General features: G+C 36.7%; 16 protein-coding genes. 3 read left to right on the top strand and 13 right to left on the bottom strand.

Annotated elements, in window-relative coordinates:
• Positions 1–12: 12 nt before the first annotated feature.
• The 11 genes from E5D58_RS09575 to E5D58_RS09525 all read right to left on the bottom strand — a co-directional run bounded on the left by E5D58_RS09575 (position 13) and on the right by E5D58_RS09525 (position 11,983).
• The gene (locus E5D58_RS09575; RefSeq protein WP_136481636.1) at positions 13–1,167 is read right to left on the bottom strand and encodes an aspartate aminotransferase family protein; all 1,155 of its coding nucleotides are present in this window, start codon (positions 1,165–1,167) and stop codon (positions 13–15) included.
• 1 nt (position 1,168) lies between these two features.
• Positions 1,169–1,963, bottom strand: a complete 795-nt coding sequence (gene proC, locus E5D58_RS09570; protein WP_136481635.1) for a pyrroline-5-carboxylate reductase — start codon at positions 1,961–1,963, stop codon at positions 1,169–1,171.
• Positions 1,964–2,084: 121 nt separating this feature from the next.
• Positions 2,085–3,062 (bottom strand): N-acetyl-gamma-glutamyl-phosphate reductase, encoded by a 978-nt coding sequence (argC, locus tag E5D58_RS09565; protein WP_136481634.1) that lies wholly within the window; start codon positions 3,060–3,062, stop codon positions 2,085–2,087.
• Complete coding sequence (locus E5D58_RS09560) at positions 3,059–4,240, bottom strand: argininosuccinate synthase (protein ID WP_136481633.1); 1,182 nt, start codon at positions 4,238–4,240, stop codon at positions 3,059–3,061. The genes argC and E5D58_RS09560 overlap by 4 nt, the downstream gene beginning before the upstream one ends.
• Positions 4,237–4,857 (bottom strand): GNAT family N-acetyltransferase, encoded by a 621-nt coding sequence (locus E5D58_RS09555; RefSeq protein WP_136481632.1) that lies wholly within the window; start codon positions 4,855–4,857, stop codon positions 4,237–4,239. The genes E5D58_RS09560 and E5D58_RS09555 overlap by 4 nt, the downstream gene beginning before the upstream one ends.
• Positions 4,858–5,404: 547 nt before the next feature.
• Entirely contained in the window at positions 5,405–6,379 is a 975-nt protein-coding gene (locus E5D58_RS09550; RefSeq protein ID WP_136481631.1) for a ThuA domain-containing protein, read from the bottom strand.
• Positions 6,380–6,456: 77 nt separating this feature from the next.
• Positions 6,457–7,509 carry a sugar phosphate isomerase/epimerase family protein gene (locus E5D58_RS09545; protein ID WP_136481630.1) on the bottom strand — a complete coding sequence of 351 codons (1,053 nt, stop codon included), beginning with the start codon at positions 7,507–7,509 and terminating at the stop codon, positions 6,457–6,459.
• Positions 7,510–7,522: 13 nt separating this feature from the next.
• A complete protein-coding gene (locus E5D58_RS09540; RefSeq protein ID WP_235835887.1) occupies positions 7,523–8,671 on the bottom strand; it encodes a Gfo/Idh/MocA family protein in 1,149 nt (382 codons plus the stop codon).
• 9 nt (positions 8,672–8,680) lie between these two features.
• Positions 8,681–9,853: an MFS transporter gene (locus tag E5D58_RS09535; protein WP_136481629.1), complete on the bottom strand. Its 1,173-nt coding sequence runs from the start codon at positions 9,851–9,853 to the stop codon at positions 8,681–8,683.
• 28 nt (positions 9,854–9,881) lie between these two features.
• Positions 9,882–10,850, bottom strand: coding sequence for a sugar phosphate isomerase/epimerase family protein (locus tag E5D58_RS09530; protein WP_136481628.1), 969 nt, complete (start codon positions 10,848–10,850; stop codon positions 9,882–9,884).
• Between the two features lie 95 nt (positions 10,851–10,945).
• Positions 10,946–11,983: an AraC family transcriptional regulator gene (locus E5D58_RS09525; protein ID WP_136481627.1), complete on the bottom strand. Its 1,038-nt coding sequence runs from the start codon at positions 11,981–11,983 to the stop codon at positions 10,946–10,948.
• A 147-nt stretch (positions 11,984–12,130) separates the two neighbouring features.
• Here E5D58_RS09525 and E5D58_RS09520 point away from each other — a divergent pair, with 147 nt between their 5' ends.
• Genes E5D58_RS09520 through E5D58_RS09510 form a run of 3 tightly spaced genes read left to right on the top strand, consistent with a single transcriptional unit; the run spans position 12,131 to position 15,295 of the window.
• Positions 12,131–13,843 carry a GMC oxidoreductase gene (locus tag E5D58_RS09520; protein WP_136481626.1) on the top strand — a complete coding sequence of 571 codons (1,713 nt, stop codon included), beginning with the start codon at positions 12,131–12,133 and terminating at the stop codon, positions 13,841–13,843.
• A gap of 4 nt (positions 13,844–13,847) precedes the next feature.
• Positions 13,848–14,477, top strand: a complete 630-nt coding sequence (locus E5D58_RS09515) for a gluconate 2-dehydrogenase subunit 3 family protein (RefSeq protein ID WP_168796669.1) — start codon at positions 13,848–13,850, stop codon at positions 14,475–14,477.
• A gap of 14 nt (positions 14,478–14,491) precedes the next feature.
• Positions 14,492–15,295 carry a 3-keto-disaccharide hydrolase gene (locus E5D58_RS09510; RefSeq protein WP_136481624.1) on the top strand — a complete coding sequence of 268 codons (804 nt, stop codon included), beginning with the start codon at positions 14,492–14,494 and terminating at the stop codon, positions 15,293–15,295.
• A gap of 230 nt (positions 15,296–15,525) precedes the next feature.
• Here the strand turns inward: E5D58_RS09510 and azu are convergent, their stop codons facing one another.
• Entirely contained in the window at positions 15,526–16,029 is a 504-nt protein-coding gene (gene azu / locus E5D58_RS09505) for an azurin (protein ID WP_136481623.1), read from the bottom strand.
• A gap of 48 nt (positions 16,030–16,077) precedes the next feature.
• Entirely contained in the window at positions 16,078–17,670 is a 1,593-nt protein-coding gene (locus E5D58_RS09500) for an NADP-dependent glyceraldehyde-3-phosphate dehydrogenase (protein WP_136481622.1), read from the bottom strand.
• Between the last annotated feature and the right edge of the window lie 114 nt (positions 17,671–17,784).

The following is a 17,784-nucleotide window of genomic DNA, read 5'->3' as shown; positions in this document are numbered from 1 at the left end:
TTATTCTTTTTTCTATTCTTGAAGGGAGGTGCTTTCAACTTCTGTTAAGGCTTCTATTAATGCTTCAAAAAACATATTAATATGTTCTTTTCTCACCGTTAATGGCGGTAATATTCTCAACAACTTTTTATTAGAGGCCCCTCCAGTGAATATATGATGTTTATAAATCAATGTTTTTCTTAGTTCTCCAACTTCAAAATCAAACTCCAAGCCTAACATCAAACCTCGTCCCTTAATTTCTTTAATTTGTTGTATCGTTTCTGCAATTTTAACAAAGTAATCTGCCATCTCATTAACATTATCAATCAACTTCTGATCTTCAATAACATTTAAAACAGCTAATCCTGCGGCACATGCCAGATGATTACCCCCAAAAGTAGTACCCAACATTCCAAATTTTGCTTCAATATTTGGGTGAATTAACACACCTCCTATAGGGAATCCATTCCCCATACCTTTTGCTATAGAAATAACATCTGGTGTTACGTTATAATGCTGGAATGCAAAGAATTTCCCAGAGCGCCCATAACCTGATTGCACCTCGTCTGCTATAAGCATGGTATTGTTCGCTTTACAAAGCGCATCCACAGTTTCAAAAAACGCTTGTGTTCCTTGATCCAAACCGCCTACGCCCTGTATAAACTCGACAATAACGGCACAAACATCACCTTTTTCCAACTCAGTTTTAACACCTTCAACATCATTTAACTCAAGTATAGTAACTTCCTGCTGAGCATTAATTGGGGCGATTATATTTTTATTATCGGTAGCCGCAACCGCCGCCGATGTACGTCCATGAAAACCATTTTTAAAAGCTACAACTCGAGATTTTCCAGTTTTAAAAGACGCTAATTTTAGAGCATTTTCATTGGCCTCGGCGCCAGAATTACATAAAAATAGTTCGTAACCTTTACAACCTGAAAGTTCTTCGAGCCGATCTGCTAACTCATGTTGCAAGGGGTTTTGAATGGCATTAGAGTAGAACCCCAATTTAGTAACTTGTTTAGATATAGCATTAACATACTTGTTATGAGCGTGTCCAATAGAAATTACGGCGTGCCCTCCATATAGATCTAAATACTCTGTTCCATTTTCGTCGTAAACATAAACTCCCTTTCCTGAAACAGGTGTGACATCATAAATTGGATAAACATTAAAAAGCGGCATGTTAGTTTTTCTTTAATTGGTTAATTTTTTCAAAAGAAGCTGTTATACCCTTAATAAGGGACGAGCTTAAACCTTGGTGTTCCATTTCATTCAAACCTTCAATAGTACATCCACTTGGGGTGGTTACTCTATCAATCTCTGCTTCGGGATGCCTTCCAGATTCTTTCAATAAACTCGCTGCACCGTAGCAAGTTTGTAATGCCAACTCATGGGCTTCTTCAGCCTCAAACCCAAGCTGTATAGCTCCTTGAGTAGTAGCACGCACTAATCGCATCCAAAAAGCAATGCCACTAGCACAAATTACTGTGGCTGCTTGTATCTGATCTTCTGGAATTACCATAGTTGTTCCTAACTGATTAAAAATTCCAGTGGCCAAATCCATTTTGGACTTACCCTTATCATTAGCCGCTAAACACGTCATTGATTTCCCTATAGAAATTGCGGTATTTGGCATAACTCGAATAATGGTTTTATCGGCACCAACTACCCCCTGAATTCGGGCTATTTCAACTCCTGCTGCTACAGACATCACGACATGGTTCTCTGTAATTTTATCGGCCACGCTAGCTAATACCTTATCAATATGTTTAGGTTGTAGCGCAAAAATTAAAATATCAGATTCGGCTACAGCCAAAGCATTATCACTGGTAACGGTTACCCCATCCTCGTTACGAAATTTATCTACGTTTCCTGTATTTATATCACTCAAATATAACGAGGTAAACGATTTATTCCCAATCAGTCCTTTGGCGATCGAGCTTCCTAAATTTCCTGTACCTATAATGGCTATTTTCATAATCTCTATGGATCCCTTCTAATCTCCGAAAAGCAAGAAACCAAAAGGGCTTTGTTTTAAATTATTATTTTCATTTTGATCGGACAACGAGTCTTCCTTTACCAAAAGGTTTAGGTGACTTTTAAAAATATGTCCCTTTCAATCCTAATCCAGTCGTTTCTTCAAGTCCAAACATTAAATTCATATTCTGAACCGCCTGACCTGAGGCCCCCTTTAATAAATTATCAATAACACTCGTAATTAACAACTTACCATTATGCTTGTGCAAATGAATTAAGCATTTATTAGTGTTTACTACTTGCTTTAAATGTAAAAAATCATCGGAAACAAACGTAAATGCAGCATCATTGTAATACGACTTATATAAACGGATGGCATCTTCAACCAATCCATCAAAATCCGTATAAACTGTTGCAAAAATACCTCTTGAAAAATTCCCTCTATTCGGCATAAACAATATCTCTGAAGAAAAATCATTCTGTAATTGCTTTACAGACTGATTAATCTCACCTAAGTGCTGATGCGTAAAAGGTTTGTAATACGAGAAGTTATTATCTCGCCACGTATAATGCGTAGTTGCTGATAATGAGGTGCCTGCTCCCGTTGCTCCTGTAACCGCGTTTATGTGTATATCTGAGTGCAACTTATTATTATCTGCTAGTGGTAATAACGCTAATTGAATAGCTGTTGCAAAACAACCAGGATTAGCAATATAATTGGCATTTTTTATAGCCTCCCTTTGTAATTCTGGAAGGCCATAAATGAATGTTTTCCCATCAAATACTTTATCGGCTTCCAATCTAAAATCATTTCCTAAATCAATAATTTTAGTATTCTCTGAAAATACATTAGCTTCTAAAAACTTCACCGAATTACCATGCCCTAAACATAAAAACAATACATCAACATTGGAGTTAACCGTATCGGTAAACTTCAAATCTAAGGCCCCTACCAAATCCTGATGGACTTTACTAATATTATTCCCTGCATTGGAAGTGCTAAATACAAAATCAATTTGCGCTTCCGGATGATTAATTAACAATCTAATAAGCTCTCCTGCGGTATACCCTGCTCCGCCTATTATTCCAACTTGTATCATGATTTCGAATTTACCTGTTGATATATTTTGTTTTGATTCCCTAAAATTTTAATAAATCCTTTGGCATCATCAGCCGTCCAAGCCTTGTTTTCCTCTCCATAGCTACCAAACTTGGCACTCATAAGATCATGCTCGGACGCGATACCATCTAAAGAAAAATGATAAGGCTTTAAAGTTACAAACACATCGCCAGTTACTTTATCTTGACTGTTTTGTAAAAAAGCCTCAATATCTCTCATTACAGGATCAAGGTATTGACCTTCATGTAAATGCATCCCATAAAAACTAGACAAATATTCCTTATGTTGTAATTGCCATTTCGTTAAAGTATGTTTCTCAAGCAAGTGGTGCGCTTTAATTGTAATTAAGGCGGCCGCAGCTTCAAACCCAACACGCCCCTTAATTCCTACAATAGTATCGCCAACATGAATGTCTCTACCAATAGCATAAGCTGACGCTAAATTGTTTAAAACTTCAATGTTAATTTCAGGAGCATTTTCTACCCCATTAACCGCCACTAGTTCTCCTTTAGTAAAGGTTAGTTTCACTTTTTCTTCTTCAGCATGTTTTATTTGAGAAGGGTAAGCCTCATTTGGTAAAGCCTTTTCTGAAGTTAGGGTTTCTGCGCCTCCAACACTTGTACCCCATAATCCTTTATTAATAGAATACTTTGCTTTTTCCCATGACATGTCTATGCCATTCGCCTTTAAATAATCTATTTCCTCCTGCCTCGTTAACTTCTGATCTCTTATTGGAGTGATAATCTCTATTTGAGGTGCAAGCGTTTGAAAAATCATATCAAATCTTACCTGGTCATTACCTGCTCCAGTACTTCCGTGAGCAATATAGTCTGCACCAATGCTTTTTGCATACTCAACTATTTCTATAGCTTGAACAATACGTTCTGCGCTTACAGACAAAGGATATGAATTATTCTTTAAAACATTACCAAAAATTAAATACTTAACTACCTTTTGATAAAATGTCGATACAGCGTCTATATTTTTATACGTAGACACGCCCATTTTATAAGCATTACTTTCTATATGTGAAATCTCTTCTTGGGTAAACCCTCCTGTATTTACACTTACTGCATGCACATCATATTCTTTTGATAAACTTACCGCACAATATGAGGTGTCCAATCCGCCACTATAGGCTATAACTAACTTTTTCATTTATTATTTTTTTCTTTTTTAAGGAATAAGGCTTCTTTGATTCTTTTTAATCTGGCTACTACCTTTTTCTTTATTGGTTTTACTTCTTGCTCTTTCATTTTGGCATCATACAACATCCCGGTGCATAAACACATTTTTCTATTGGTTCGCGTTAGCACATCGTAATTCTTACAAGTCTGACAACCATCCCAAAAGGTTTGGTCATCTGTTAGTTCAGAAAAAGGCACTGGTTTATATCCTAAATCACTATTCATTTTCATGACAGCTGGACCCGTAGTAATACTAAAAATTTTAGCATCTGGAAATTTACTTTTTGAATGCTCAAAAACTTTATGCTTAATTTTTTTCGCAAGCCCTTTGCCTCTAAAATCAGGATGCACGATAAGTCCAGAATTGGCCACAAATTTACCGTGTCCCCATTTTTCTATGTAACAAAATCCAGCAAAAACCTCACCGTCTAACGCAATAACAGCATTCCCATTTTTCATTTTAGCTGCTATATATTCGGGGGTACGCTTTGCGATACCTGTTCCCCTAACAGCTGCGGAACTTTCAATGGTCTCGCAAATTGCTTCGGCGTATTTTATATGTGATTTATCGGCTATTACAACCTTCATTTCCTTGTTTGTATTGAATGTCAATTATTGTTATTCTTTCTTGATAGCTGAACTGGACGCACCTAGTTCAAAAAAATGAAACATACCCTTACGGGCGACGTGGAAATTTACGGCGCATAATGTGTTGGTTAATTATTAAATTAACTTTATTTTGAAATGCTATGATAAAAACTTTGGACAATTTGAAAAAATTAAAATTACGTTAAGGTTAGTTCGACTAATTTAAGGGCAATTAGAAGCGGCGGCGATTGCGCGCGGGCAAACCAGATGTAGAACAACGTATTTTATTTTTAAAACTTTTCATGCTGTAAAACTAAAGTTTTATTTCTTAAATGCCTAATAATGATTTCGTTTTTCATAAAAATTGAAGATATCTCTATTTTTTCAACATTTTGATTTAAAAAATACAGTTACAAATCCGTTTTTTAATATTTAAAGCATCCATAAACCCTTGGGACGAGGCATAGCAAGTCTTGATGGCTTTAAAAATTTAAAACAGCGTCCTTGTATTATGGTTATTTAAAACCAATCTGAAAAAAATAGGAAATTAGCTTTTATGCTGAAAATCTCTCGTTGAAACCTGAGAGGCCGAAGGAAAATCTTTGGGCAACTCCCTTGGTGAGACATCACCCGTTGCTGCCCACTCAATACCTCTAATTAAAAGTGTTTGGAAACCAACGCATTCAAAGGCTATTGAATCATGCCCAAGTGTGGTATGAAAAATACGTCCTTTCCCGTAATCAATAACCATAGCCACTGGCTCTTTTTGTTCCAACTCTGGCGCCTTTACTTTAGAAACTGCTGTTGCTAATATGGTAACGTTTTTAGCTGGCCCCCTTAAATAAGCATAACATTCGTCTGTTGCATGCATCCACTCTTCTGGCAGTCCCACTGTAATTGGGTGGTTACTATTAAAAGTGGTTACCAGAAAAGCTTCTCGTTTTCCATGTTTACCGGCAGCCCCCGGTGTACTATCTCTTTTTACCCGATTCATCTTATCTACATACAGATACGGACCATCTTTTTCAGTCCTATCGCCCCACCCACCAACTGCTATCATTTCATTATAAGCCCGCCATTTTGGAAAGCTATTATTGGCGCCATGAACACTCACAAATCCACCTCCATTTTTTACGAAATTCTCAAAATTTTGTTTTGTTTTTTCAGGCCAGGAAGCGGCTTGCCATCCAAAATTTGATATCACCACATCATAGTTTGAAAAATTTGGGCTAAAATCAGGATCGGTTTTTGGTTTACCTTCTATTCCTTCTGAAATCCCGGCATAAGGCAGCCAATCTTTAAACTGCTCGCTTTTATGTAAATAATGTGTACGCTCAATATCAACAACAAATAAACCTGTATCCTCCAAATATTGTTTCATCATTATAGTTGATTTAGGCCAAACAACATGATTATTTTGGCCATCAACTATTAGCACCTTTATCCTAGCTTTTGAGCGCTCGTTATATGATGCGCTCGTTAACACACAAAAGCCAATAAACAACAATACATATCGTTTCATCCTTTTAAACTTTTTTAATATTATTAAATTTACACAACAGTGCAACTAATTGCAATAAAACTTAGGTTTACATAAAACTATAAACCTAAAATACCCTTTAAATACCCCTCATCAATTTCTCCCCCTGCAAAATCATCAAAACTGCGTTCTGCAGCTTCAATAATGTGTTTTTTAATAAAAGGTGCCCCCTCTCTAGCTCCCTGCTCAGAAGATTTTATACAACATTCCCATTCCATTACGGCCCATAAATCCATTCCGTATTTAGTTAGTTTTGAGAATATCCCACTAAAATCTACCTGACCATCTCCCAGTGAACGAAAACGTCCTGCGCGATCTTTCCAATCGGCATATCCACCGTAAACACCCTGTCTTCCTGTTGGATTAAACTCTGCATCTTTAACATGAAATGCCCTGATCCGTTCATGATAAATATCGATAAATGTTAAATAATCCAATTGTTGTAAGACGAAGTGACTTGGATCATATAACACATTAGCCCTACTATGATTATTCGTTGCCTCCAAGAAGCGCTCGTAGGAAATTCCATCGTGCAAGTCTTCTCCGGGATGCAATTCATAACATATATCCACACCATGTTCATCAAAGTGATTTAAAATAGGTAGCCACCTTTCTGCCAGCTCCTTAAACCCTAATTCTACCAAACCACTTGGTCTTTGCGGCCAAGGATAAACAGTATGCCACATAAACGCTCCAGAAAATGAAGCATGGGCATTTAAGCCGAGTCGCCCACTCACGGTCCCACACTTTTTAACAAAATCTATTGCCCAATCGGTCCTAGCTTTCGGATTATTTCTAACTTGTTCTGGAGCAAATCCATCAAACATATTATCGTAGGCTGGATGCACAGCAACTAACTGACCTTGCAGATGCGTGGACAGTTCTGTTATTTCTAACCCATATGAATTTACTTTTCCTTTTAATTCATCGCAATAGGTTTGACTTTCAGCTGCTTTTTCAATATCAATCAAACTAGCTTCCCATGTAGGTATCTGAATGCCTTTATACCCTAATCCAGATGCCCATTGGCACATGCCATCCAAACTGTTAAACGGCGCCTCATTTCCTGCAAATTGAGCTAAAAATACTGCTGGTCCTTTTATTGTTTTCATGCGATTTATTATTTTATTCAAGAGCTGTCCATGCAGCATTATTCTTATTACTATCCACCGCTGCATAAATAAACCTCATACCGCGCACACCATCGGATATCGAAGGATAGTCTAAATCTGTGTTAAGCTCACCATCGTATACAGCCATAACATGATTAGCAAAATTTTTATAAATAGTTGCAAACGCCTCAAGATATCCTTCTGGATGACCTGCTGGAATTCGCGATACTTTTAAAGATTCAGGATATAAATCATTACCGTTTGGAGTATATATTTTTTTTGGTTCGTGCAACCAATGTGTTATCAACTCATTTGGGTTTTCTTGACACCATTCTAAGCTGCCTTTTGTACCATAAATCTTTATAGCCAAATTGTTTTCTTCACCCAAAGCTATTTGTGAAATTGACATCGTACCTTTTGCTCCATTATTCATTCTAAGCAATAAATTTGCATCGTCGTCAAGTACCCTGCCTTCTCCAAAAACACCCAGATCTGCCGCCAATTCTGATATTTGGAGTCCTGTAATATAGTTAATTAAATTTTCGGCATGGGTACCAATATCACCTAAAGCCCCACCTATTCCAGAGCGTTTGGGATCTACACGCCACGATGCTTGCTTCTGTCCTGTTTCCTCAACAGCTGTTGAAAGCCATCCTTGTAAATATTGAACCTGAATTTTTCTAATATCTCCTAAATCTCCATTTCTAACCATGGCCCGAGCTTGTTTAACAAGCGCATACCCCGTATAATTATGGGTTAGCGCAAAAAGTCTCTTGGTTTTATTTACAGCCGATTGTAAAGTCAATGCCTCCTCTAATGTAAGTGTAATAGGCTTATCGCAAACCACGTGAAAACCATTCTCTAACGCCATTTTTGCCGGATGAAAATGCATATGATTTGGTGTTACAATGGCAACAAATTCCATACGCTTATCTTCAGGCAATTCTTTTTCTTTTATTATCATTTCCTCATAACTTCCATAACACCTTTCTTCAGAAAGAAATAAATCCTTGCCAGACAATATAGATTTCTTAGGATCACTACTAAAGGCACCACATACCAAATCAATCAGTCCATCTATAGATGCTGCTCGCCTATGCACATCTCCTATAAATGATCCATGACCTCCTCCAATCATTCCCATTCTTAGTTTTCTTTTCATACGTTTTAGTTATATTTGAGAGATACTAGTTCTTTTTTTCATAAACATATTAAGCCCCAAGAAGGCCACTATTAAAATAGCAGGCAATATGGACATCGTCCTCAACGCTTCTATTGCTCCAGTATTATCCATTAAACTCCCCATGACTGGCAAAACAATGGACACCGAGAACATACCTGCTCCTCCCATTATAGATAAACCCAAAGCTCCCGTTTCTGGCATATATTCAGCCACAAAGCCGAGCATAGTTGGCCAAAAAAATGTCACGCCAACTGCAAAAATAGCGGCAGCTATAAAGGTCATTCCTCCCGATGTTATTGTGAGCATCCAAAGTCCTATAAACGTAAAAATAGCAGAATACAAAAGCATCCCCGAAGGTTTAAGTTTATGAACAACTTGCCCAGCAAAAAGTCTGCCCAGAGCCATAATCCCATTAATAAAAGCGAGCACCAATAACGGAGCAGAAACAGATTCTTTTAGCAACGATTCTATACGTTGCGTTGTTCCAAGTTCTGACGCTGCAGTTAAAAACATACAAAATACCATAAAAACAAATAAGGGCTTCAGTACACTTGAAAACATTTCTTTACTGCTAATTCCTAACTGGACACGTTCTGTAACAGGAATCTTTTGTCCAAAAAACAATAGACCGTAAACGATTAATGGAATAAATAAGGTACTTACCATAAAATGCCAGCTCAAACCAAAAACGTCCATAATTAGCCAGCCCAATAAGGCTCCAATTACTATACCACCTGGGAACCAAACATGAAACCTATTTAGCATTTTGGTTTTCTCGCTAGGATATAAAGATGCTACCATAGGGTTTAAAGCAGCTTCTACAAAGCCATTACCCACTCCTATAAATAAGGTAGCCACAAATAAAGAAGTCATTGAGTCGGCTAAAAGCGTTAATAAAATACCAATGGTATGGGTTAAAAAAGCCATCCAAGTTATTTTTTTAATACCTAGCCAATCAACTAAAGGACCACCAACTATCATAGCCAAAGTAAATCCAAAAAATGCTGGAGCAAAAGCATAGCCAATCTGCTCTAGAGTTAAACCAACACCTTCTGGTCCAAATACGGTTTCCAACCTTGCTCGAATCGCAAAGGTCATTGCAGTCGTTATTAGAGCGAGGCAGCTTGCCAAAAAAAGTCTATTTTTATTAATAACTTCCATAACTAATTTAGTTTATTAATATTTTATTTTACGACAATTGCCTACCTACTTTAATAAGCAAATCTTTGGTTAGTTTTATCCCGGCTTCTTCAGATATTTTTTTTCCTTCATATTCAATACCAACAAATCCATTATAACCTGAATCTTTAACCATTTGCATCATCTTCATATAATCTATAGTGGTTTCTCTTCCTTCAGCATCAAAATCGTAGGACTTGGCACTTACGGCTTTTGCGAAAGGAAGCAACTGTTTAACCCCTTTATATCGATCATACGCTTCTAAGCAGTTTCGGTTCTCATCTTTGGTAATACAAAAGTTCCCAAAATCCGGTAAGGTTCCACAATTATCTTGCCTTATGTTTGAAAAAACTTGAGACATCCAGTCACCATTTGAAGAAAATCCGCCATGATTTTCAACCAACACACTTATATTCGATCCCTTAGCAAATTCGGATAGACGATGTAACGAGTCTACCGCCGCTTTTGAAGCTTCAAGAGGATCTACTCCTCCAGCCAAATTAACTCTTATAGCATGGCAACCTAAAAAATGTGCCGCCTCAACCCATTTATAATGATTATCTATAGCTTCGATGCGTTTTTGAGTATCTGCATCTGCCAACTGACCTTCGCCGTCAATCATGACTAAAACATTCTCTTGTCCTTCGGCATCAGCTCTCAAATTCATTTCCTTCAAATAAGCCATATCTTTGGCCTTTTCCTTGAAAAACGAATTTACATACTCCAGCCCCTCACAGCCGAAACTTCTTGATTTGGTTGCAAAATCTAGATTTTTTATCTCCCCAGCCCTAAGCGCTCTATGCAAGGACCACTGTGCTAATGATATTTTAAAAAAAAGGGGGCTTAAAGTATCCTCCTGAGGGTCTTGAGGCGATGCTATTAATGTGTGTTTTTTCTTTTTTCTGCAGGCGTGCAGACCAAAAAGAGACATTCCCAAAATACCCTGAGATGCTCTTAACATAAAGTGTCTTCGCTTCATACTTTAAAGGTGTATATACGTTTGGTAACCTCGTGAAATTATATAAAATAACAATACCTTATGTTTATTTTTATTCAGTGAAAGATTTTAAACAATTATATTGCAACGCTTGTTTTATCAGGATCTAAAACTCGAGATCTATAAACATTTGGCGAGCATTTTTCATGATTCTTAAAAACTGTTGAGAAATACTGGCTTGTTGCAAAGCCGCACATGTATGCTACTTGACCAATGGTTAAATCTTTTTCTTTTATTAAAATACCCTTAGCCATTTCTAACCTTTTAATCGTTAAATACCGCATCGGGGTAAGATTTGTTAATCGCTTGCAATGATGCGTAAAACGTGTTAAGCCAACACCGGCAGATTTTGCCATTTTTTCAATCGTCCAGTTTTCTGCCAAGTTTTTTTCTAATTCTTTCAAAAAATATTGCACACTCCTCGAACTATCCGTTAAAGATTCATTTAACGTTATTTTTTCGGCATTCAATAGTTCCAAGATTAGTATTAACAAATAATTAATAAGCAACCTTAGTGTTGATGCATTATTTCCTTTTTTATCTGTATTAATCGCATCATTTATCCTTTTAAAGCAATCTCTTACCCGTTGATCTGTTTTTAGAATAGATTTCTCATTATGCCTTAATATATTTGTTAACCTAGACAAATCTTCATTTGTTAACGTAATCCAGTCAGGCCACTTCCAATCTTGATGCGGCCGTCGAACTCCCAAATCAATAATAATCCAATAAAACTTACCCATTCCAATATTTGGATTACCAACTCTATGAGCCTCCCATGGCCTGGTTATTGTCAAATCATTTGGTTTTAAAACAACCTCCTTGTTTTCTTGAGCATAGGGCATAGTTCCAGATTCTAAAAAATGAAATTCAATACCTTCATTTCTGTGCCACCCTAAACCCCAATCTTGTGGTTCGTTAGCATCCCAATACCCAATACTGTTTAACCCCAGGGTATTGCTATCTAAACGATCTCCTGGATAAGTATGGCGCGCCAAAGCTTTAAACTTTAATTTTTTTCGTTTGTAAGCATCAATGAGAGGCAAGCAGGTATCAGCGTGATAGGTAACACCATCGGCCTCATACGGTTCAATTTTATGTATGTTTATTTTCACTGAAATATTTTAAACACTTGTCCTACGCAAATTAGTTAATTTTCGAATAACTAAGAATTATATTGTTATTTCCTTGGATATTAACATTTTGAAGAACCCTGGTAACAAAAACTAGTATTTGGATTAATTAAATCCTGTTAAACCATTATGACTGAAGACTTCATTACAGAATACCCAACACCCTATGATGCCATTGTAATTGGTACAGGTATAAGTGGTGGTTGGGCAGCAAAAGAGCTATGTGAAAACGGACTAAAAACTTTAGTTTTAGATCGGGGACGTATGGTGAAACATATTGAGGATTATCCTACCATGTATGATGACCCGTGGGACACTAAATATAGGGGTGTTAAAAACCCTGTGGATGTAGCACAACAGCCAATACAAAACAGATCGTATATACTAAGTCCACATAGTCAACATTGGTTTGTTAACGACTTTAAGCACCCTTATAATCAAGTCAAACCATTTGATTGGATTAGAGGCTATCATGTAGGAGGCAGGTCGTTAATGTGGGCAAGACAGTCTTACCGCTTAAGCGATTTAGATTTTGAAGCCAACAAAAAAGACGGTCATGGTGTAGATTGGCCTATACGCTATAAAGATATTTCACCTTGGTATGATAAAGTAGAAACATTTATTGGTGTATCAGGACAAAATTTAGGGCTGTCGCATTTACCTGATGGAAAATTATCCAAACCCATGGAGCTTAATTGTGTAGAGCTTGAGTTGCAAAAGAAATTAGAAGAAAAATTTGATGACCGCCTACTAACCATAGGACGATCAGCTAACAAAACAGGAGATGCTGTGCATGAGGGGCGTTCCAATTGTCAATTTAGAAGAAGATGTGTTAGAGGGTGTCCATTTGGCGGGTATTTTAGCAGCAACTCATCAACACTTCCTGCAGCAGAACGCACAGGGAATATGCATCTAAGACCCAACTCTATTGCTTACGAAATAGTTTATGATGACGAAAAAGGCGTAGCTTCTGGAGTTCGAATTATTGATGCAGAAACCCGAGAAAAGATTTTCTTTAGAGCTTCTATCATTTTTAGTTGTGCCTCTACAATAGGATCAGCGAGTATTTTAATGCAATCAAAGTCTGAAAGATTCCCCAATGGCTTAGGTAATGACAGTGGAGAATTGGGACATAATATTATGGATCATTTATCAAAATCTGGTGCTTCCGCAAAAGTAGAAGGATTTGAAGAGTTTTATTATAAAGGGCGGCGTCCAAATGGATTTTATATTCCTAGATTCAGGAATTTGGATGAAAAAACCCAGCAAAAAGAATTCTTAAGAGGTTATGGTTATCAAGGAAGTGCTAGCAGAACAAATTGGAAAAGTGGTTTGGGCGAGCTTAGTTATGGTGAAGATTTAAAGGAAGAGATGATGAAACCCGGACATTGGCGAATTGGGATGGGAGGCTTTGGAGAATGTTTACCCTACCATGATAATAAAATGACTTTAAATTATGAAAAGTTAGACGACTGGGGTTTACCAACAGTAAACTTTGATGTTACTTTTAGAAATAATGAAATAAAGATGAAAGAAGACATTACAGAACAAGCTGTAGCAATGCTAAAAGCTGCTGGATTTAAAGATGTTGAAGGTCATAATCCTGAAAGCACACCAGGTATAGCTATCCACGAAATGGGTGCCGCCAGAATGGGACATGATCCTAAAACATCAGTATTAAATAAACATAACCAAATACACGCAGTACCTAATGTTTATGTTACAGATGGTGCTTGTATGGCATCTTCTGCATGTCAAAACCCATCGTTAACCTATATGGCACTTACTGCCAGAGCTGCTAATCATGCAGCTCAAGAATTTAAAAAGAATAAAAAAGCCTAAGATTATGGATAGAAGAACTGCTTTAAAAAATTTAAGTATTGGTTTAGGCTATACCGTTGCAGCACCTACTATTTTTAATATGCTGTCCTCATGTTCTGCCGAAACTAATGGATGGACTCCTTTATTTTTATCTGCAGATGAAAAGCATATGGTAACACATTTGGCAGACATTATTTTACCTACTACGGATACTCCCGGAGCTCTAGAAGTTAATGTTCCTCAGTTTTTAGATTTGATGTATGCAGATATTGAAAAGGAACAAAATCAAGATATTTTTAAAAAAGGCGCTGCACTATTTGCTGAAACGTTTAAAACAAAGTTTGATATTGAGGTTACAGAAGGAAGCAAAGCACAATATGAAACACTTTTGGAGTCTTATTTTAAGATTTCTGAGGCAAATGAAAAAGCAATTTTTAAATTACAAAGCCTGACAATAGAAAGTATAACCAAGGCTGAGATGGATAATTATTTACTTTATAAATTTTTACTCTCCGTAAGACGGTATACCCTATTTGGATATTATACTTCTGAAAAAGTAGGAGAACAAGTGCTTAATTACGATCCAGTTCCAGGGGAGCAGAAAGGGTGTATCCCTCTTGAAGACGTGCCTAATGGCATTGCTTGGTCTCTTTAATAAAAAATAACATAATGAAATTTTCAAGTAAGCTAGTAGTTATAATTTTATTACTATCCATCACATATTCCTGTAAAAAAAATCAAAGCAAAACACTTCCGACAGAAAAGAAAGAGTGGATAAAACTATTCAACGGAAAAAATCTAGAAGGCTGGACACCAAAAATAAAAGGTTACAAGTATGGTGACAATCATAATAATACATTTGTAGTAGAAGATGGCATCCTTAAAGTAAGTTATAAAGCTTACGATTCCTTTAACAATGCTTTTGGTCACTTATTTTATAAAACCCCTTTTAGTGATTATAAATTTAGGATGGATTATCGTTTTACCGGAGAACAGATAGCAGGAGGAAGACCATGGGCATTGCGAAATAGTGGTATTATGATACATTGTGAAGATCCAAAAGGCATGGAAACAGACCAAAACTTTCCTGTGAGCATAGAAGTGCAACTTTTAGGTGGTAATGGTGTAGACGAGCGTTCTACAGGTAATTTATGTACTCCTGGTACTCATGTGATGTATAAAGACACTTTAGTAACGGAGCATATTATTAAATCCGCTTCAAAAACATATCATGGAGAGCAATGGGTACATGTTGAAATAGAGGTTAGAAACGATTCTATAATCAAACATTTTATAAATGGCGAAGAAGTGTTAAGTTACACTAAACCACATATTGGAGGTGGTGCGGTAAACACGGGAGACAAATGGAAACCAAAAGAAAACCAACCCCTAAAAGGTGGTTATATTTCACTACAAAGCGAAAGTCACCCCGTTGAGTTTAAGAATCTCGAATTACTTGAACTCCATAGGTGAAATTCTCTTATTTAAATTGATTTGTTCCAGAGTGTTCTCTTTAATCAAGAGACACCTGAAAAATACGCTAACAAACATCTAAAATCATCTTGTGCTCTATAAAAAAGCTAGATGTTCTATAGCAACTACTAAAACAAAATATTACTAAGGATTGATGAGATAAACTTTAAAATGAAGCTTCCAAGTTATCTTAGGTCTTAATCATAATAAAGCACAATTATCCATTAGCCTTATTCTACAATAAACTTCCCTTTCATTAAAGCATAATGCCCAGGAAAACTGCACAAAAAATCGTACACCCCTTTAGCGGGAGCATCAAACTCAATAACGGCAGTTTCTCCTCCTCCAATTAACTTTGTATGTGCAATAATATCATCTGTTCCAGACGGTATATAGTCTGTTTCTTTTTTGGTTGCAGCTTTATTTCCGAACGCCACCAAATCTACACCTTGTTTAAGCAAAACAAAATTATGTCCCATAACACTTTTATCCATCTTACCTACATGCTTCAAAGTTAATGTCACTTTAGCTCCAGCTTTTACTTTAATCTCTTTTTTATTAAACTGCATCGCATCATTTGAGGTTAAAATAATGCTATTTGGATCACTTGCATCACGAGGTTTCACCTCTTTCTTTTCATATGAAAACCCTTCCTTTTTCTCCTTTTTTCCACCGCATGATATTAAAATCAATCCAAAAAAAGTTGCTGCTACTAATCTAACGAATAACCTCATCGTATTTTTTTTAAAGTTCACTCACTAAGATAATATGAAATTCACACCTTACAAAATATAATCTGTACTTATAAAATTAGACGTTTTTTTATCGAGCAGGTCTTCCAAAATCTTGTTATTATACTCGTTATCTTTTGAAGCAACAAATGTTCTAATTGAAAACGATCTTAAAGCATCATGAACGCTTAAAGTCCCATAGGCAGAATCTTTTCGTCCTGTAAAAGGGTAAACATCCGGTCCTCTTTGACACGAGCTATTCAAATTAACTCTACATACCAAATTGACCAATGTATCGATTAAAGGTGATAACGTATGAATATTTTTCCCAAACAAACTTACTTGTTGACCATAATTAGATTCTGCCATATCATCGAGAGGTTCCTCAATATCTGCAAAAGAAACTATTGGCACTATCGGACCAAACTGCTCTTCCTTAAACACGCGCATATCTTTGGTAACTGGATATAATACGGCTGGAAAAATGTAATTATCCATTATTTCGCCTCCTCTTTTATTCATTACTTTAGCGCCTTTTGATAGGGCGTCATCAATCAACTCATTAATATATTGTGGCTTATCTACCTCTGGTAACGGTGTTAATTCAACGTCTTGTTCCCAAGGGTTTCCAAACTTGAGCTCGTCAACCTTGTAAGCAAATCTTCTGTTAAACTCCTCGATTACAGACTCGTGCACATATAGTACTTTAAGTGCTGTACACCGCTGTCCGTTAAATGACAAGGTACCTGCAATACACTCTTCAACTGTAGAGTCTAAATCGGCATCGGGAAGTACAATTGCTGGGTTTTTAGCTTCTAAGCCTAAAACCATGCGCAGTCTATTCCCTTTTGGATGTTGTGCCTGTAAGGCGTTTGCAGATTTACTGTTACCTATTAATGCCAGAACATCAATTTTACCCGATTGCATAATTGGTGTCGCTAAAACACGTCCACGACCATAAACAATATTCACTACACCTTCTGGAAAGCTGCTTTGAAAGGCCTCCAAAAGAGGAGAAATCAATAAAACCCCTAACTTAGCAGGCTTGAATATTACGGGGTTACCCATTATTAAAGCTGGAATTAAAAGCGTAAATGTTTCATTTAATGGGTAATTATAAGGCCCTAAACACAACACCACTCCCAATGGTCCTCTTCTTATATGTGCGTAAACGCCCGAGTGCTTTTCAAACTTAGCAGAATCTCTATCAATTTGTTTATAGGCCTCAATGGTATCATAAATATAATCAACCGTTCTATCAAACTCTTTTTGAGAGTCGGGTAAGTTTTTACCAATTTCCCACATTAAAAGCTTTACTACTTCCTCGCGCTTTGTCTTCATTTGCTCAACAAAGGTTTCCATACAAGCAATTCTATCGCCTACTTTCATAGTTGGCCACAAGCCCTTCCCACTATCATAAGCTTGGGTAGCAGAATTAAGTGCTTCCATAGCTTCTTTTTCTCCTAATTGAGGAATGGTTCCAAGAAGTGTTTGCTTATACTTAGGTGTTGATGAAATGGTAGAATACACCTCTGCTTTTTCTCCTTTCCAGGACCTTAACTCGCCATTAACAAGATAAGTAGTTTGATGGAAAAGTGATTTAATCTGATATTGTTCTGGAATGTCTTTGAACGAATGTTTCATGATATGTATTTAAAACAAGCTTCTTTTTTTTAGGAGTTTTGCTTGTGGCTTTATTCACGTACCATAAAATTAACTAAAAATTAGACGCTCTTACCCTGTAAAAACCAAATAACT

Origin of the sequence: Cognatitamlana onchidii, from assembly GCF_004804355.1 — a bacterium.
GTDB lineage: Bacteria > Bacteroidota > Bacteroidia > Flavobacteriales > Flavobacteriaceae > Cognatitamlana > Cognatitamlana onchidii.
The sequence above is the reverse complement of the archived record's forward strand: the minus strand, read 5'-3'. Positions and strand labels throughout refer to the sequence as shown.